Origin of the sequence: Burkholderia sp. Ac-20353 (assembly GCF_017104785.1) — a bacterium.
GTDB lineage: Bacteria > Pseudomonadota > Gammaproteobacteria > Burkholderiales > Burkholderiaceae > Burkholderia.
This window is the reverse complement of record NZ_JAAGPL010000188.1, coordinates 1-16,926: the sequence shown is the minus strand read 5'-3', so window position 1 is coordinate 16,926 and position 16,926 is coordinate 1. Positions and strand designations below refer to the sequence as shown.

General features: G+C 67.8%; 18 protein-coding genes. 8 read left to right on the top strand and 10 right to left on the bottom strand.

From position 1 onward, the window contains the following. The 8 genes from G3N94_RS33025 to G3N94_RS32990 all read right to left on the bottom strand — a co-directional run. Positions 1–1,706 (bottom strand): type II and III secretion system protein family protein (locus tag G3N94_RS33025; protein WP_205797837.1); only part of this gene is annotated, 1,706 nt, incomplete at its 3' end. A 101-nt stretch (positions 1,707–1,807) separates the two neighbouring features. After that, on the bottom strand, positions 1,808–2,650 hold the full coding sequence (cpaB, locus tag G3N94_RS33020; protein WP_205797835.1) for a Flp pilus assembly protein CpaB: 843 nt from the start codon (positions 2,648–2,650) through the stop codon (positions 1,808–1,810). A gap of 35 nt (positions 2,651–2,685) precedes the next feature. Continuing rightward, a complete protein-coding gene (locus tag G3N94_RS33015) occupies positions 2,686–4,086 on the bottom strand; it encodes an ATP-binding protein (RefSeq protein WP_205797834.1) in 1,401 nt (466 codons plus the stop codon). 30 nt (positions 4,087–4,116) lie between these two features. Then, on the bottom strand, positions 4,117–4,665 hold the full coding sequence (locus G3N94_RS33010) for a prepilin peptidase (protein WP_205797831.1): 549 nt from the start codon (positions 4,663–4,665) through the stop codon (positions 4,117–4,119). 28 nt (positions 4,666–4,693) lie between these two features. Continuing rightward, positions 4,694–4,879: a Flp family type IVb pilin gene (locus G3N94_RS33005; RefSeq protein ID WP_205797829.1), complete on the bottom strand. Its 186-nt coding sequence runs from the start codon at positions 4,877–4,879 to the stop codon at positions 4,694–4,696. 135 nt (positions 4,880–5,014) lie between these two features. Then, positions 5,015–5,185: a Flp family type IVb pilin gene (locus tag G3N94_RS33000; RefSeq protein ID WP_205797827.1), complete on the bottom strand. Its 171-nt coding sequence runs from the start codon at positions 5,183–5,185 to the stop codon at positions 5,015–5,017. A gap of 217 nt (positions 5,186–5,402) precedes the next feature. Next, positions 5,403–5,576, bottom strand: coding sequence for a Flp family type IVb pilin (locus G3N94_RS32995; RefSeq protein WP_205797826.1), 174 nt, complete (start codon positions 5,574–5,576; stop codon positions 5,403–5,405). 708 nt (positions 5,577–6,284) lie between these two features. Beyond that, a complete protein-coding gene (locus tag G3N94_RS32990) occupies positions 6,285–6,563 on the bottom strand; it encodes a hypothetical protein (RefSeq protein ID WP_205797824.1) in 279 nt (92 codons plus the stop codon). Positions 6,564–6,631: 68 nt separating this feature from the next. Between G3N94_RS32990 and G3N94_RS32985 the strand changes: the two genes are divergently transcribed. From G3N94_RS32985 to G3N94_RS32965, 5 genes are read left to right on the top strand one after another with little or no spacing between them, the layout of a single operon-like run. Next, on the top strand, positions 6,632–7,867 hold the full coding sequence (locus G3N94_RS32985) for a glycosyltransferase family 87 protein (RefSeq protein WP_205797822.1): 1,236 nt from the start codon (positions 6,632–6,634) through the stop codon (positions 7,865–7,867). A gap of 2 nt (positions 7,868–7,869) precedes the next feature. Continuing rightward, on the top strand, positions 7,870–9,249 hold the full coding sequence (locus tag G3N94_RS32980; RefSeq protein ID WP_205797820.1) for a glycosyltransferase family 87 protein: 1,380 nt from the start codon (positions 7,870–7,872) through the stop codon (positions 9,247–9,249). Positions 9,250–9,273: 24 nt separating this feature from the next. Continuing rightward, positions 9,274–10,341 carry a glycosyltransferase family 2 protein gene (locus G3N94_RS32975; RefSeq protein WP_205797818.1) on the top strand — a complete coding sequence of 356 codons (1,068 nt, stop codon included), beginning with the start codon at positions 9,274–9,276 and terminating at the stop codon, positions 10,339–10,341. Between the two features lie 20 nt (positions 10,342–10,361). Further along, positions 10,362–10,769, top strand: a complete 408-nt coding sequence (locus tag G3N94_RS32970) for a GtrA family protein (protein ID WP_205797816.1) — start codon at positions 10,362–10,364, stop codon at positions 10,767–10,769. Between the two features lie 40 nt (positions 10,770–10,809). Further along, positions 10,810–12,024 carry a glycosyltransferase family 87 protein gene (locus G3N94_RS32965; protein ID WP_205797815.1) on the top strand — a complete coding sequence of 405 codons (1,215 nt, stop codon included), beginning with the start codon at positions 10,810–10,812 and terminating at the stop codon, positions 12,022–12,024. Here the strand turns inward: G3N94_RS32965 and G3N94_RS32960 are convergent. Together G3N94_RS32960 and G3N94_RS32955 are read right to left on the bottom strand one after the other, a co-directional pair. Further along, positions 12,009–13,481 (bottom strand): sigma-54 dependent transcriptional regulator, encoded by a 1,473-nt coding sequence (locus G3N94_RS32960; protein ID WP_205797814.1) that lies wholly within the window; start codon positions 13,479–13,481, stop codon positions 12,009–12,011. The two genes, G3N94_RS32965 and G3N94_RS32960, sit on opposite strands and share 16 nt — an antisense overlap. 455 nt (positions 13,482–13,936) lie before the next feature. After that, positions 13,937–14,854 (bottom strand): metal-dependent hydrolase, encoded by a 918-nt coding sequence (locus G3N94_RS32955; protein WP_205797813.1) that lies wholly within the window; start codon positions 14,852–14,854, stop codon positions 13,937–13,939. A 383-nt stretch (positions 14,855–15,237) separates the two neighbouring features. Between G3N94_RS32955 and G3N94_RS32950 the strand changes: the two genes are divergently transcribed. The 3 genes from G3N94_RS32950 to G3N94_RS32940 form a co-directional block, all read left to right on the top strand. Continuing rightward, positions 15,238–15,579 (top strand): FKBP-type peptidyl-prolyl cis-trans isomerase, encoded by a 342-nt coding sequence (locus G3N94_RS32950; protein ID WP_205797812.1) that lies wholly within the window; start codon positions 15,238–15,240, stop codon positions 15,577–15,579. A gap of 23 nt (positions 15,580–15,602) precedes the next feature. Beyond that, on the top strand, positions 15,603–16,391 hold the full coding sequence (locus G3N94_RS32945; protein ID WP_205797810.1) for an AraC family transcriptional regulator: 789 nt from the start codon (positions 15,603–15,605) through the stop codon (positions 16,389–16,391). Between the two features lie 180 nt (positions 16,392–16,571). After that, positions 16,572–16,926 (top strand): MFS transporter (locus G3N94_RS32940; protein WP_205797808.1); only part of this gene is annotated, 355 nt, incomplete at its 3' end.

Genomic DNA, 16,926 nt, shown 5'->3' with positions numbered 1-16,926 from the left:
GTCGGGCCGCTCGGCTCCTCCTGCCGCGGCGCCGGGGCCGGCGCCGGAGCAGGTGCCTGCGACTGCGGCGACGGTGCGGCATCGCTCGCCGGCGCCGGTGCCCGGCCATGCTTGCGCAGGCCGCCGCGACCTTCCATGTTGCCCGTCGCAAACACGTCAGCCTCGTTCGCCTTCGTGAAGCTGTCGGTCGGCAGCGGCAGGTCGGCCGTCTGCAGCGGCTTCACCAGATGCGGCGTGATGATGAAGATCAGCTCGGTGCGATCCTGCTGGAACGACGTGCTGCGGGCCAGCGCGCCCAGCACCGGGATTTCGCCGATGCCCGGCACCGCCTTCAGCGAACCCGACACGTTGTCCTTGATCAGCCCGCCGATCGCGAACGACTCGCCGTCGGCCATCTGCACCGTCGTCGACGCGCGCCGCGTCGTGATCAGCGGCAGGATCGACGCGCCGGCGACGTTGGTCGCGGTGAGCGTCACGCCCGTCTGCGACAGCTCCGACACTTCCGGCGCGACGCGCAGGCTGATGCGGCCGTTCGACAGCACCGTCGGCATGAATTTCAGCGCGACGCCGAACTCCTCTTCCTGCAGCGTGATCGTCGTGCCGCCGCCCGTGTTGCTCTGCGGGACCGGGATGAAGATCTTGCCGCCCGCGAGGAACGTCGCTTCCTGGCCGCTGATCGTCACGAGGTTCGGCTCCGCGAGGATCTTGACGAGGTTGTCGGTGTTCTGCGCGTCGACCGCGACGCTGAACGGCCGGTTGTTCGCCTTGTTGGCCACGATGCCGCTCGCGACGCCGGCGAGCAGGTTGCTCACGAGCGCGCCGCTCCACGAACCGAAGCCGCCCTGCAGGTTGAAGGCCGAACCGAGCTGGTTGATCAGTGTCTTCGACACTTCGGCGACCTTCACCTCGAGCATCACCTGCTGCGGCTGCGTGACGCTCAGCATGTTCAGCACCGTGCCGGTCTTTCCGCCGCCACCGCCGCTGTCGCCATTGCCGCCACCGTTGCCACCACCGCCGCCGCCGCTGCTGCTGGCGGCATTCGCGTACGCCTTCGCGATCGCCGTCGCCTGCTGCGACGCCTGCGCGCTCGACACGGAGCCGGCCAGCACGACCGTGTCGGCCGCGGTCGTCACGTGGATGTCGCGCTCGTTCGGCATCAGCTGCGCGAGCGAAGCCTGGATACCGCCGGCGTCGGCGCCGACGGCCACGTCGATGATCCGGCATGCGCCGCTCTTGCCCTGCACGATCATGTTGGTCGTGCCGACCGACAGCCCGAGGATGTAGAGCGTCTGCGGCGACACCATCGTCGCCTGCGCGACGGCCGGATTGCCGATCGTGCGGTTGCGCACCGGCTCGGGCATCGGCACGAGCAGCGACTTGCCGAGCGGCACGCTGACGGACGTCGAATCGCGCACGGCGCCGACGCAGCTCGGACCACGCAGCGGCCCTGCGGCCCCCGCCGCGCCTGCCGCCCCCGCGGCCGGCACCGGCGTCATGCTGATCGTCATCTGCATCGGCCCCTTGCCCATTGCGGCCGGCGCCGTCGCGGTGCCGCCCTTCACGAGCGCACCGCCCTCCGCGCCTTCCTGCGCGACCGCGCTATACACGTTGAACCATCCGGCGCACAGCATCGCCGCGACCACCGTACCGCGCAGGGCGTTCTTACGCGCCGGCCCGGCTCCAGAACTTTGCGGTTTGATCTTCATTTCGTGTGATCCCCCGAGTGCCCGGCGAAACGCCGGGCTTGACTGTCAAAGGTCGCAGCGGGTCGCGTACGGCCTGGAAACTACGCGTTTTTTCGATGAATTCAGAAGCATTCGACGCTGCCGTGGACACCCGTCAGCACGCCGACGCAATCGCGTGCCACCGCCGGCGCCGCGTGGTGGGACGCCACGTGCACCCGCACGGTCCGCACCCTAACCGGCGCGGGCGCGGCGGCGGGCGCCGGCGGCGTGCCGAGCAACGTCACCTTGGTCGCGCCGTCGGTGTTCATCGTCTCCTTGTCGATCTGGTTGCGCAGCACGAGCGACAGCGTGCCGACGCTGCGTGCAAGGTCGAGTTTCTCCGCCTGCTCGGGCGCCACTTCGAGCGTCACCGCGTTGACGACCTTCGGTGCGGTATCGTCGCGGCTGACCTGCTGCGCGACGGCCAGCACGAGGATGTGCTCGAGCACGATCTTCGAGATGCTCTGCTGGTTGTCGGGCTTGCCCGGCTCCTGCGTGTTGACGATCACGTCGACGTAGTTGCCCGGCAGCGCGAACCCTGCGACGCCGATCACGTCGTTCACGCGTACCGTGATCGCACGGTTGCCCGCGCCGATCACGGCGGACAAGCCACCCTTCGTGCCGATCGGTGCCAGCTTCGATTCGAGCACCGGCTCGCCGCGCGACAGGCTCGTGCGCACGACCCGCCCTTCGAGTTCCTTGGTGTCGGTGTACGCGCCGGGCGGCACGCTGGCCGTCGGCCAGCTCACGGTGCGAATCTGGTTCGGCCCGAGCGGTTCGCCCAGGTTCAGGTCGGTGGTCGCGACCGCGACCTGCGTGACCGCGCTGGACGACGTCCTCACGAGCCAGCGCGATGCGAACGCGACGGCAGCGAGACCCGCCACCATGGCGATGATCAGCATCGTGATTGCGCGAGTGTTTTTCATGGCAATGCTCCTCGTCAGATCGTGAATGAAACAGCTCAACCGGAGGCCAGCGTGCGGCCGATGCGATCGGCCGACGGCGGATGCGGGCTCTCACGTTCCGGCGCGGAGCCGAAATACGCGGTCCACGCTTCGTGCAATCCGTCATGCGTGACTTCGGGCGGGTCGCCGCGATAGCGCGCCGATGCCGCCACGAGGCGCAGCAGGTCGCCCGGGAAACAGGCAAGGAACGCCTTGCCGGTCGGCAGGTGCAGCCGGTGCGCGAGGTAATCGAACGCGTCGGAGGCCGGCACGAGCCCGAGCGACTTGCACATCGCGTCGAACACCGCGTGGTAGTCCTCGATCGCCATCGGGCCGACGTAGAGCTTCGAGCCGAGCCGGCGCAGGAACGCGTCGTCGCCGAACTGCGACGGCGCGATGTTGCTCGAGAACACGGGCCACACGTCGAACGGCACGACGAAGCGGTTGCCGGTGCCGAGCGTCAGCAGGTCGAAGCCGCGATCGAGCGGGCGCAGCCAGCGGTTCAGCAGGTCGCGCGGCTCGACGCGCTGCCGGCCGAGGTCGTCGACGATGTACATCCCCATGTTGGCCTTCATGTGCGGCGGCGCCTGGTAGTAACCGGCGCCCGCGTCGCGCCGCAGCTCGAGCTCGTCGAGCGTCAGCTCGCCACCCGACATCACGATCGGGCGCTCGCACAGGCGCCAGCGGCGATCGACCGCCAGCCCTTCCGGCTGCGTCTTCACGTCGGCGTGCACGAGCGGGTCGTAGATCTGGATGATTTCGCCGGCCACGCAGATCGCATACGGAATCGGCACCTCGCCGCCCATCAGCGAGCCGAGCCGCTCCGCGAAGAAGGTCTTGCCGCTGCCGGCCGGCCCGTGGATCAGCAGCGGGCGGCCCGAATTCAGCGACGCCGCCGCGGCATCGATGATCGCGGGGTCGATCACGATGCCGTCGAACGCGGCCATCACCTCGGCGCGATCGATGCGCAGCTTGCGCACCGAATGCGCGGCAATCACGTCGAGGTACGCATCGAGCGTCACGGGCGCCGGACCGTTGTAGCTGCTGCGCGCCTTTTCCTCGATCGCGAGCACACGGCCCGCGTCGGTCAGTCGGAACGACACGTCGATGTCGGTCGTGCCGCGATGGGTGATTTCGACGAGATGTTCGCGCACGAGGAACGCGAGCACGTCGTCGAGCACGGAGATCGCCAGGCAGTGCCGTTCGATCAGGTCCGCGTACTCCGAGCGCCCGTGCATCAGCGTGGACTTCAGCACCAGCGCGGCGAGAAAGGTCTCGCTCAGCCCCGTGTCCGCCACCGTGCGCGGCGCGCGCGGCAGCCGCGGCGGGCGCTTCGTGTGCTGTTCGCGCGACGGCGCCGGATCGGGCAGATGGGCGATCTGCGCGTCGTGTTGCGATGAGGGTTGGTCATTGTTCATGATCGCTCCGTATGCGGTGTGCGGCCCGTGTCAGATGGACGCCGCGGACGCCGCGAACAACATGCTCAGCGTGCCCAGCGCGATCGCGACGCCGTAAGGCAACGCGCCGACCGACTCGCCTTCGACCGGCGCAACCGACGCGCCACCCTGCCCGCGCACCGCGGCGCGTATTGCGATCACGCGCATGTTCGCGAACAGCTGCCGCATGCGGCCCTGCCAGATCACCATCGCGAGCGCGCCGACACCGCCCGCGATGAAGGTCGCGATCGCGATGTAGACCACGAGCGCCGGGCCGACCCACGCGCCGACCGCGAGCATCAGCTTCACGTCGCCGGCCGCCATCCCGCGCAGCAGATAGAACGGCAGCAGCATGAAGAAGCCGGTTGCAGCGCCCGCGAGCCAGGCGGTCACTCCCGCGCCGATGCCGTGCAGCATGCATTGCGCGATCAGCGCGCCTGCGACGCCGATCGCGACCAGGCGATTCGGAATCCGGCGGCTCGTGATGTCGCTGCTCGCGGCGACGATTACGAGCGTCGCGACGCACAGCGGAATCGGGTGGGACGGCATGGCTGGCAACATGGCAAACCTCGTTTCTCCGGATCCGGTTTCATTGCATCGCGGCCAGCGCAGTTGCCGCGACACGTTGGTAAACACCGTTGAGCGAATGGCCAAGCGTCCCGACGCCGGCCAGGATGGCGATCGCGACCAGCGAGCCCATCAGCGCATATTCGATCGACGTCACACCGCGTTCGTCGTCGATCCACTTCGCTACCGCTTCTGCAAAGAACTGCATGGTGCCCCCCCGTGTTTTCCTGACCTGCTTGCTCTGGCACGAGCGCCCCGTCAGCCAATATGTGTCCGGGCGGATGCCCGGAACACCGGAGGGCGTATCGTGTACGCGCTTCTTTCTTCTGCAACGACGGTTTCGTTACATCATCGAACCGAGGCTGCTGAACAACGTATCCAGGTTCGAACCGACAAGCGACGCGCCTGCCATGAGCGCGACCGCGATCAGCACGGCAAGGAGCCCGTATTCGACGGCCGTGACGCCGTCCTCATCGCGCGCGAACCGCAGAACCTGATGAACGAATGCCGACATGGTTCTTTCCTCTCGAGTTGCAATGCCGCCACAACGCGTGTGTGGATCTCGAATCGTCCACCCCGGCCGTGCTCTTCTCCGATACGAAGCGGGTCATCCGATCGTGCCGAAATCGACGCCATCGTGATGGCGCGACTCTGGAGGGCGACCGGAGCGCCCGCTCCAAAAGAGACAGCGGGACGGACGAATTCCGCTGCGGAATCGCCCGTCGAGCCGCTCAGCCGATCTTCGTGCCGATGCTGCTGAACGTCGTGTTGAGGCTCGAACCGAGAAGCGTTGCGCCGGCGATGAGTGCCACGGCGACCAGCGTTGCGAGCAGGCCGTATTCGATGGCAGTGACGCCTTGTTCATCGCGCAGAAATTGCTTGGCTTGCTGGACGATCTTCGACATGATTCACTCTCCCTTTGGATTGCTAAAAAATACCCTTTGCCACCATTGGCTCGGGCGACCTACTGCTGGCACTGCAAGAAATCAGAATGCGTAGATCGGCTGCAACCGCACGTGTGCACGAGCGCACATGCCTTTGCGGACGATATTGGCAAACGGGAACGCATTGGCCGGATGCACGAGCCTGGCAACGCGCCAGACGCGCCGTCCACCCGGAACGGTGTCGGAACGGGCCGGCATCAGCCGACCGGATCGATGAGCTGCCCCACGGCTTGACGCCTGGGTGACGCGGCAACCGCACGCGAGCCGCGATGTGCTGTGGTCTTTCATTTTTTCTACCCCCGACTTCCTGCATCCGTTCGTTCTGGTTGCCGGACGACGCCGGCATTCCGCTGGTCGGGCGACGGTTTCCCAGTCGGCCTGGCGCGGCGCTCGTAGCGCCATGCTCAGGCCTTGTAACCCCGTGGGCGACGCCAGCTTCGGTTCTCGTTTGATCGATTCTCTGAACCGGCTGGTCGTCACGCCGTCGACCTCCGCGTCTCCCTCATCGCAAAGAGCGGGCCAGCCCACGACGGATCCGCACCGGGCAAGGGCTTTCGACACCGATCCGGGCAAGCGGGCCGGGAACGGACGGGCAAAAGTTTCGCTTCTGATACATCCCGGCCGGCGTTCGCCCGTGCAAGACGGGCGCAAAGCCCCGTCGGACAAGGCTCAAAAAATTTTCTCGGGACTTTCCCGAATCGGCACGGCCGCGCGCACCGCGCGATGCCGGTACAGGTTTGCATCGGCCGAACCGCCGAAATGTTTCAGGTCCGCAACACTCCCCCCCGCCAACCACGGCGCCGGCGCCCGAAAACGGCGTTTTGGCCGCTGTCGCGCAGCCGCGCGCGCGACGCCCGGCACGCGGCCATTTGCATCGCCGGGGTTTTTTTCCAACAATGAAATCGCCCGACGGGACCAGAAAGCCAGAAAGCAGACATGCTTCGACACGCGGGCGCACAACTACACGATCGGGCCACATGGACCACAGGGCTCTTTCGGCAGACGGGGAAACAATCATGTACGAAGTAATTCGGGGACTGCGCGGTCGCAGGTGGCATTGCGCTCACTGGCTCACCGCCGATCGCATCGTGCCGTACAGCTGCGCGATGCTGATCCTGTGCGGCGCGATATTCGCCGCATGGGCGATGGCGACGCATGGCTTCACGACCGACAACGTCACGCGGCCGGGCTTCGACTTCGCGGTGTTCTGGACCGCGTCCGACATGACCCTGCACGGACAGATCGCGTCCATCTTCGACTACCGCCACTTTACCGCCGCCGAACTCGAACACTTCGGCAGCTACACCCACCGGACCTTCCTCCCGTGGCTCTATCCGCCGACGATGCTGCTGCTCGTCGCGCCGCTCGCTTTCGTGCCGTTTCTGCCCGCATTCTTCCTCTTTTTCGCGGGCAGCTTTCTATGCTATGCGCGTGCCGTCACCGGCCTGTCCGGGCTGCGCGCGCGCCTTCCGCAGCCGCGCCTCGCGACGCTCGCCGTGCTCGCCTTTCCCGGCGTGTTCGTGACGACCGTGTGCGGACAGAACGCGCTGCTAACCGCGGCGATCGCGGCATTCGCGGTCCGTCACGTCGAGCGCCGCCCCGTCGTCGCCGGCCTGTTCATCAGCCTGCTGGCGATCAAGCCGCAGCTGGCCGTGCTGTTTCCCGTCGTACTGATCGCGGCACGCGCATGGCGCGCGTTCGCGGCCGCGGCCGCCGGCACCGTGCTGCTCGTCGCGACCAGCACGTGGCTCGCCGGCCATGCCGCACTGACCGGCTTCATGAACAGCATGTCGATCACGCGCGAGGCGCTGATCGAGCACAACGTTCAGTACTGGATCGGCTCGCCGACGCCGTTCGCCGCGATGCGGCTCGCCGGCCTGCCGCTTTCGCTCGCGTACGCGGTGCAGATCGCGGTGGCGCTGCTCGCCGCCGTCGCGGCCGCGACCGTCTGGCGCAGCACGCGCGACGTACGCCTGCGCGGCGCGGTCATCGCGGTCGCCACGATGCTCGCGACCCCGTACCTGCGCGGCTACGAACTCGCGTGGCTCGGCGTCGCGGTCTTCTGCCTCGTGTCGTATGGCTTCGACGAGGGCTGGCTGCCCGGCGACCAGGGCATCCTCGTGCTCGCGTGGCTTCTGCCGTTGTTCGAATTCCTCAATTACACGCCGCTGCTGCCGCAGATCGGCCCGATCGTGCTGCTCGCCGTGCTGTTCGTCGTCGCACGCCGTGCCGCCGTTGCCGCGAGGAGTTGACGATGCGCCTCCACCGCCACAGCCCCGCCCTGCTGCATGTCGACGTCCATCCCGAGCTGCCGGCCGCCGGGCCGCGCCGGCGTCCGCACTGGCTCACCGAGCCGCGCATGCGCGCGTATTCGCACGCAATGCTGCTCTGCTATTTCGTTTTTGTCGGCGCATACGTCGTGCGCCTGTTCGGCCCGCACAGCGTGGGACTGCCGCGGCTGACGCTCGACTTCACGCCGATCTGGAGCGCCGCGTGGCTGGCTGCGCACGGCCACGCGCTCGACGCATGGCAGTACACGGCCGTCGGCATGGTGGAATTCCAGGCGATCCCGGCGATGCACGAGATGCAGGGCGGTCTGCCCTGGCTCTATCCGCCGACGATGCTGCTGTGGGTGCTGCCGCTCGGCTGGCTGCCCTATGCGCTCGCTGCCGCGCTGTGGCTCGGCAGCGCGTATGCGCTGTTCGTCGCCGTGTGCGGCGCGATCGTGCCGCGCCGCACCGCGATGCTGTGCGCATTCGCGTTCCCGGGCGCGTTCTTTGCGACGCTCGTCGGCCAGAACAGCCTGCTCACCGCCGCGCTGGCGGGCCTCGGCCTGCTGATGCTGCAGCGGCGCCCCGTTGCCGCAGGCATCTGCTTCGGCCTGCTCACCGTGAAGCCGCAACTCGCGATGCTGTTCCCGCTCGCGCTGCTCTGCGCCGGGCAATGGCGCGCGCTGGCCGCGTGGGCCGCGACCGTCGCAGGCGGCGCGGCGCTCGCGACGCTCGCGTTCGGGCCCGCCGCGTGGCTCAGCTTCCTTCACGGCGTATCGGGCACGTATCACGCAGTCGGCAACAGCCAGGCGATCCTCGCGCGCATCCCGACGCTCTATGCGATGTCGATGCTGGCCGGCTGGCCCGCGATCGCGACCAAGGGGCTGGAGGCCGTGTCGGTACTCGTCGCCATTTCAGCCGTGTGCTACGCGTGGCGCGGCGACTGCACGTATGCGCTGCGCGCGGCGACGCTCGCCTGTGCGAGCCTGCTCGTGAGCCCTTACCTGTTCGACTACGACCTCGCTTGGTACGGCATCGTGATCGCGTGGTACGCACGCCATGCGTTCTCGCACGGCTGGCGGCGCTTCGACCGCGAATGGCTCGTGCTGCTGTGGCTGCTGCCGCTCGCGAGCGCGAAGCTCGTCGACCACCTGCACGTGCAGTTCATGCCGTTCGTCACGCTCGCGACGCTCGCGCTGCTCGTCGTGCGCATCTCGCGCGAGCGCCATGAAGCGCCGTGCCTGCCGGACGCGCACGACAGCGCGACCGACACCGATTTCGCACATGCCGTCCGGCCGCACGACGCGGCGCCGCGGCTTCATCGACTCGACCGCCCGGAGCTGCCGCACGGCAGCCGCCACTGAAGCGGCGTTCACAGGGGGAACATCATGCGCGCACTTGTCCAGAAACCGCTCATTTCGCTGGTCGTGCCGTTCTACAACGAAGGCGAAGCGGTCGAGCGCTTTTTCGACGTCGTGATCCCGGTCATGGTCGCGATCGACTCGATTCGCTTCGAGATCGTCTGCATCAACGACGGCAGCCGCGACGACACGCTCGACCGCCTGATCGCGATCGGCGCGACGGACACGCGCGTGCGCGTGATCGATCTCACGCGCAACTTCGGCAAGGAAGCCGCGCTCACCGCGGGCATCGACGAGGCGACCGGCGACGCGGTGATCCCGCTCGACGCGGACCTGCAGGATCCGCCGAGCCTGATTCCGGTGATGATCGAACACTGGCGCGACGGCGCGGAAGTCGTCGCCGCGAAGCGCACCAACCGCGCATGCGATTCGTTCGCAAAGCGCACCGCGGCCGCGCTCTACTACCGCGTGCACAACGCGCTGTCGGAAGTGAAGCTGCCGGAGAACGTCGGCGATTTCCGGCTGATGGACCGCCAGGTCGTCAATGCGCTGCGCGCGCTGCCCGAGCGGCGCCGGTTCATGAAAGGGCTGTTCGCGTGGGTCGGCTACCGGACCGTGATCGTCGAATACCAGCGCGATCCGCGCAGCGCCGGCCATTCGAAGTTCTCCGGCTGGAAGCTATGGAACTTCGCGCTCGAAGGCATCACGAGCTTCAGCACGGTGCCGCTGCGCAGCTGGACCTACATCGGGCTCGGCATCGCCGCGCTCGCGTTCGGGTACGGCGCGTACATCATCGGCCGCACGCTCGCGTTCGGCAATCCGGTGCCCGGCTATGCGTCGCTGATCTCGGTCGTACTGTTCATCGGCGGCATCGAACTCGTCGGGATCGGCGTGATCGGCGAGTACATCGGGCGGATATACTACGAGTCGAAAGAGCGGCCCGTGTACCTCGTGCGCCGCCGCTACCAGGCGCGCAGCAAGGTGTCGACGCTGCCCGTGTCGCGCGATTCGCTGCGCCAGGCCGCGGCCGCCGCGCGCGCCGATCTCGCGCGCCGCCGCACACTGGCGCGCCACCACCGCGTCGCCGCACGCTGACTTCCGTTCCGGAGCCTCCCGTGATCCGTTCCCTCTACGCCGCCGAACGCGCCCGACTGTTCCGCTTCGGCATCTCCGGCATCTGTTCGACCGCGATCCATACGCTCGTCGCGTCCGCGATGTTCGCGCTGCTCGATGCGTCACCCGTCACCGCAAACGCGGTCGCGTTCGTCGTCGCGACCGTGTTCTCGTACCTCGCGAACACGCTGTGGAGCTTTTCGGCGACCGTGCAGTGGAGCAATCTGCTGCGCTTCCTGCTCGTGGCGGTGTCCGGCCTCGTCGAGACGATGCTGCTCGCGCGCGGCACCGAGGCGCTCGGCCTCGCGCCCGGGTGGAGCATCGTCGCGGTCGTGCTGTTCGTGCCGCCGGTGACGTTCGTGCTGCACCGGCTGTGGACGTACCGGGACGCGCGCACGGACGATGTGTGACGTGACGTAACTTAAGTCCCCCTTCATCCGGGAGCAAGCCATGTCATCGCCCGCGAGACCCGCAACGTACCCGCCGGAAGCGGGATGGCTGACACCGCAGCGCATCGCGATATATGCCGGCACCTTGCTTGTCTGCCAGTGCATCCTGGTGGCGATGTGGTGGTGGCAGCACTTCGTGCTGAAGGCGAGCGACGTGCCGATTCTCGGGTGGGATTTCGTCGTGTACTGGAGCGCATCGAGCCTCGCGATCCATCACGGCCCTGCCGCCGCCTACAACTGGGCGTTGCTTCACGCGGTGGAGAGGTCGGTCTTCCCGCCGATGTTCGAACCGTTCGCCTACCCGCCGACTTTCCTGTTCACGATCTACCCGATCGCCGCGCTGCCTTTCGGGGTTGCGATCGTCGCATGGTCCGCGCTCGGCATCGCGTGCTATCTGCTGCTCGTCCGGGCAGCCGTCGCGCCGCTGGACCGTCGCTGGCTGCTGCCCGCGCTCGCGTTCCCCGGCATGTGGCTCGCGCTGGTGTCCGGGCAGAATGCGCTGCTCACGCTGGCGATCGGTGGAACGGCGCTGCTGCTGATCGGCCGGCGGCCTGTCGTCGCCGGCGCCTGCATCGCGCTGCTCTGCATCAAGCCGCAACTCGGCGTGCTGTTCCCGCTGTTTCTGCTGTGTCGGCGGCACTGGACGACGCTCGCGTCCGCTGCGTCCTTCTCGATGCTCTATGTCGGGCTGGTCTGGCTTGCATTCGGTACCGACACCTTCGTCGCGTTTGCGCGTGCGGTCACGACGTTCCAGCACGTCATCGCGGAAAACTCCATGGCGACCATTCGCGGCGCGCCGACCGTATTCGCGATCGCGCGCGTCGCGGGCGCATCCGTTCACATGTCGTATCTCGCGCATGCCGCCGTCGGCACCGGCGTGGTCGCGACGTGCATCTGGCTCTGGCGCACGAACGCCCGTTTCGGGCTGTCCGCCGCCGCGCTGGCGGTCGCGACGATCCTCGTGCAGCCGTACCTCATCTACTACGACCTCGCGTGGCTTGCACTGCCGGTCGCGATCCTGACCGCCGATTACGCACGGCATGGCGCCGACAGGCTCGAAAAAGCCGCGCTGATCGCCACGTGGCTCGTTCCCGCGCACGCGTTCGCCGCCACGACGACCGGCACCTGGCCGCAGTGCGCGCCCATCGTGCTCGTCGCGCTGCTGGCCGTCATCGCGCGCCGCCACCTGAAGGCGGCAAGTCAGCCGACCCGCTGATGCCCGGTATTGTCGGGCGGATTCCCGGGTGGGGTGCCGCCGTTGTCGCCGTTGTCGTGATCGTTGAGCCCGTGCTCGATCATCATCCGGTATAGCGTCACGCGCGAAATGCCGAGTTCGGCGGCCGCCTTGTTGATCCGGTGATCGTTGCGCAGCAGCGCATTCTCGATCGCGGTGCGCTCCGCGAGCGCGCGCGCCTGCTCGAGCGTGATCGGCTCGGTTTCACCCGGCGTCTCGAGGCCGAGATCGTGCGGCGTCAGCAGCCGGCTCTCGGCCATCACGATGCCGCGCCGCACGCGGTTGATCATCTCGCGCACGTTGCCGGGCCATTCGTAGCGCCGCATCGCGTCGAGCGCGGCCGATGTGAAACCGCTGATCTTGCGGCCGCTGTCGGCCTTGTACTTTTGCAGCACGTAGTGCGCGAGGATATCGATGTCCTTGCCGCGCGCGCGCAGCGGCGGCTCGTGGATGCGCAGCACGCACAGGCGGTGATAAAGGTCCGCGCGGAAGCGTGCGGCCTCGACCGCGCCGTCGAGATCGACGTGCGTCGCCGAGATGATCCGCACGTCGACCGGAATCGATTCCTGCCCGCCGAGCCGCTCGATCTTCCCTTCCTGCAGGAAGCGCAACATGCTCGCCTGGCTTTCGATCGGCATGTCGCCAATTTCGTCGAGGAACAGCGTGCCGCCGTTCGCGGCCTCGATCCGCCCCGCACGCCGCTGGTTTGCACCCGTGAACGCGCCGCGTTCATAGCCGAACAGTTCGGATTGCAGCAGGTGATGCGGAATCGCGCCGCAGTTGATCGCGACGAACGGCCCCTTGCCGCGGGCGGAGCGTTCGTGGATCGCGAGCGCGGTCAGCTCCTTGCCGGTGCCGGATTCGCCCGAAATGAACACGCTCGCGTCGGTCTTCGCGACCTTGCGGATCGTGCTGAACAGCTGCTGCATCGCCTCGCAGTTGCCGATCATCCCGTGTTCGCCGATCGCCGCTGCGTAGGCGGCACCGTCGACGCGGTCGAGCGCGGCCATCCCGCGTGCATGGCCGAGCACGTGCGAGATCCATTCGTACGGAAGCGGAAGCGTCACGTAATCAAAGCAGTAGCTGCGGATCATCTCGCGTACCGCCGGGCCGATCGACACGCCGGCCCGCGCAACCGAGATCCAGCCGATCGCCGGCTGGCTCAGGCATCCTTTCAGCGCGGGGTAATCGCGCGACGTGAACCCGGTGAAATCGATCAGGCCCGCGGCAACACCCGCGCCGGCGGTCATGTTCTGCGCGGCACCGGCCGTCTTCGCGATCGCGATCTCCCAGCCAAGCGCGCGCAACTGGTCGAGCAGCGGCTCCTCCGGCGAACGCGCGATCACGAACAGCTTGCGGCCGGCTTCGGGCGCGGTCACGGACACCGGCGCCGCGTCGGGCGCCGCCTCCCTGGTTGAATCGGGTGACTTTGAAACCATCGTTGTTCCCCGCTCAGCGTTGGTATCGCGCTTCGGCTCGCCGCCGCAGCATGCGACACACCAGACGTCGGAACCCACATATTCGCCGGATTTCCGTCTGAATAAAATACCCAGCCCATCATTTGCATCGTAATGCTTCCTGCCTTGAGCGGTATATCGGTGCCGGCGCAAAGCGGCTAGATGGGTGTAATCCCGGTGGTGCCGGATATTATCCCGATGGTGGGGGGTATTATCCCGGTGGTGCGGGCGGCGCGATCGAGCGGGCGGCGCTTGCGGCCCCGCGCAACGCATTGCGGACACAACGAATCGGCTCGCACCCGTTTCAGGTCCGAGCCGCCGCGCAACGCCGCGCGGCGGCGCGGCGAGAAGCACGCTTGATTTCGGTCAATCCTCAGACCTGACCGGCTGACGCGCGGGCACAACGCGCGGCAAGCGCGGCGCTGCCGCGCTGCGCATCAGCGGCCCGATGCGAGCGGCGCAAGCGCGCCCGCGCGGCCGCGGCCGGACGACGCGCCGTCGTGCTCGCCATACCGGGCGACGAGCGCATCGACCAACGCGAGATGGTGGCGGTTGTCGTGATCCCACGGATGAAAGCCCGGCCGGAAAAAACTCAGCCATTCACGGGTGATGCGCGGGAACAGCCCGCGGCGCGGCCCGTACAGGAACGCGAACATCCGCAGCATCCCGCGCACGCGCTCCCTTGCCGCGCGGTCGCGCCACAGCAGTGTCACATGCAACAGGAACACGGTCGGCCAGAACGTGAGCGTCGTCGCGACGTACACGCCGATGCGGATCAGGTAGCGCCGCGCGCCCGGTTCCATCACCGTGTTCCACACGTCGAACGACACCGACTTGTGCTCGGTTTCCTCAAGCGCATGCCAGACCCACATCTGCCGGTAGCCGTCGACCGAGCCGGCGAGCCGCGTCGGGTCGCGCAGCAGCCAGTCGGCGAGCATCGCGGTGTAGTGCTCGGCGGCGACCGTATGCGCGAGCTGCACCGAATGCGGCAGCTTGCGCTTCATGTAGCCGAGCACCGCCCACACGCGGCGGTCGAGCTTGTGCGCGGGCAGCCGGTTCGCCTGCAGCAGTTCGTTGTATTCGACGTGCTCGCGCGTGTGCATCGCTTCCTGCCCGATGAAGCCGAGCACCTGCTGCTTCAGCACCGGATCGTCGATCCGGTCGCGGTAGTTGCGGACCGAATCCATGAAGAAGCGCTCGCCCGCCGGAAACAGCAGCGACAGCGCGTTGAAAAAATGGGTCACATGCGGTCCGAGGCGATGCCAGTCCTTCGCGCGCTCGACCGGCAGGTCGAAGCGCAGATCGCGGCGCACCGGCATCACGTCGGCGGCGGTGGCGGAAGCGGCTGGCTTCATGTTCGTTCGTCTCCCGAAAATCGTGACATCAACAGATGTAAAGATAGGCGTCGGGGGACAGGACAAGCAAGCGACGCGGTAGGTGCGCGCTTCCAAACACGGCACGGTGAAAATCGCGTGAAAAATGCCCGCGAAAGGACGTGGCGTGGCGGGCAATTCAAACGCGGCCCGATTCAGGCACCGGGCCCGCTGCGTGGTCTGCCGCAAGGTCGCCGTTCGTTTCAAACGCGCGTTCCAGTGACGATCGCGCCAGCCGGTGCGCCACCCGCTGCTGTCCGCTGCTGCCAACAGCCGCCGCCTCGGCGGCCCGCCCGCGTGGTGCGGCGACTCACCGTCCGCTCGCCTACAATAGCGGTTTAACCCAACCCCTTTCAGGAGAAGTCATGGAAGTCATCACGACCGCATCGGGCCTCAAGTACGAAGATCTCACCGAAGGCACTGGCGCCGAAGCGGTAGCGGGCCGGACCGTCAGCGTGCACTACACGGGCTGGCTGACCGACGGCCAGAAGTTCGATTCGAGCAAGGACCGCAACGACCCGTTCGCGTTCGTACTCGGCGGCGGCATGGTCATCAAGGGCTGGGACGAAGGCGTGCAGGGCATGAAGGTCGGCGGCGTGCGCCGCCTGACGATTCCGCCGCAACTCGGCTACGGTCCGCGCGGCGCGGGCGGCGTGATTCCGCCGAACGCGACGCTCGTGTTCGAAGTCGAACTGCTCGACGTCTGACACGGCTGTCCGCCGTCCGCCCGATGGAACGCATCCCGTCCCCCGCCATTGCGCTGCGCCGCTACGACGCGTCGGAAGCGTCGGACGTGCACGACTTTCACCAGGTCGTGCTCGGCGTCGACGGCGCGATGGTGATGGCGGTGGACGGCGTCGGCCAGCGCATCGACCGGCACGCCGCATGGCTGATTCCGGCCGGTTCGCGTCACGACTACGCGGGCCTCGGCGACAACCGCCAGCTCGTGCTCGACCTGCCCGCGGCGTCGCTCGCGGTGCCTCAGCGGCTGTTCGATACCGCGCGCGCGGTATCGATCGATCCTGGTCTGACCGAGCTCGTCGCGCGGTTCGCTGCGGCCGTCTCCGGGCAGCCCGGCGGGCTGGCCGGCGAGTCGGCAAGCGATGCGCAACGCGCGGCCGTGCGGCGCTTCCAGTGGCAGGCCGCCGCGCAGCTGTGCGGTGCGCTGCTCGGCGACAGCGGCCTCGCCACGGCCGCGTCGGGCCTCGATTTCGCGCGCATCGACCGGTGGCTGCGCGCGCGGCTCGCCGAGCCGCTGCGCATCGCCGATCTCGCCGCGCATTGCGGCTACGGGATGCGCCGGTTTCACCAGTTGTTCATCGAAGCGTTCGGCGAAACGCCGCATCGCTATCTGCAGCGGCTGCGGCTCGACACCGCAGTGATCCTGCTCGCCGACGGACGGCATCCGCTTGCGGACATCGCCGGAATGGTCGGCTTCGCCGACCAGAGCGCGTTCACGCACGCGTTCACGAAGCGCTTCGGCATCGCGCCGGGGCGGTGGCGCGGCGAGCGCCATTGATCTGTCATTGATCCATCACCGACTCGTCATCGATCGCGGTTGAGCGGTTGAGCGAGTCACGCCAGGTCCAACGCACGTCGCCGCTCGCGCGTCGACCCATCAGCGTCCGTCCCCATTCGCGCATCGACACTTCACGAGAAATTGAAACGTCGGCCGCCCGCACCGCCCTACCATGGGTGCATGAACACACCGAACCCCGCCCCCGCCTTCCCGCCCACGCTCACGCGCATCGTCGCGACCGTCAGCGTCGGCTTCGTCGTCACGCAACTCGACGTGACGATCGTCAACATCGCGCTCGCGCATCTCGCCGCCGACCTGCATCTGAGCGTCGCCGGCCTGCAGTGGGTCGTCGACGCCTATACGCTCGCGTTCGCGGTACTGATGCTGTCGGGCGGCGCGCTCGGCGACCGCTTCGGCGCGCGCCGCATGTACGGCGTCGGCATCACGCTGTTCGCGCTCGCATCGCTCGCGTGCGGCGCCGCGACCGGGCCCGCGATGCTGATCGCCGCCCGTGCGCTGCAGGGCGTCGGCGCTG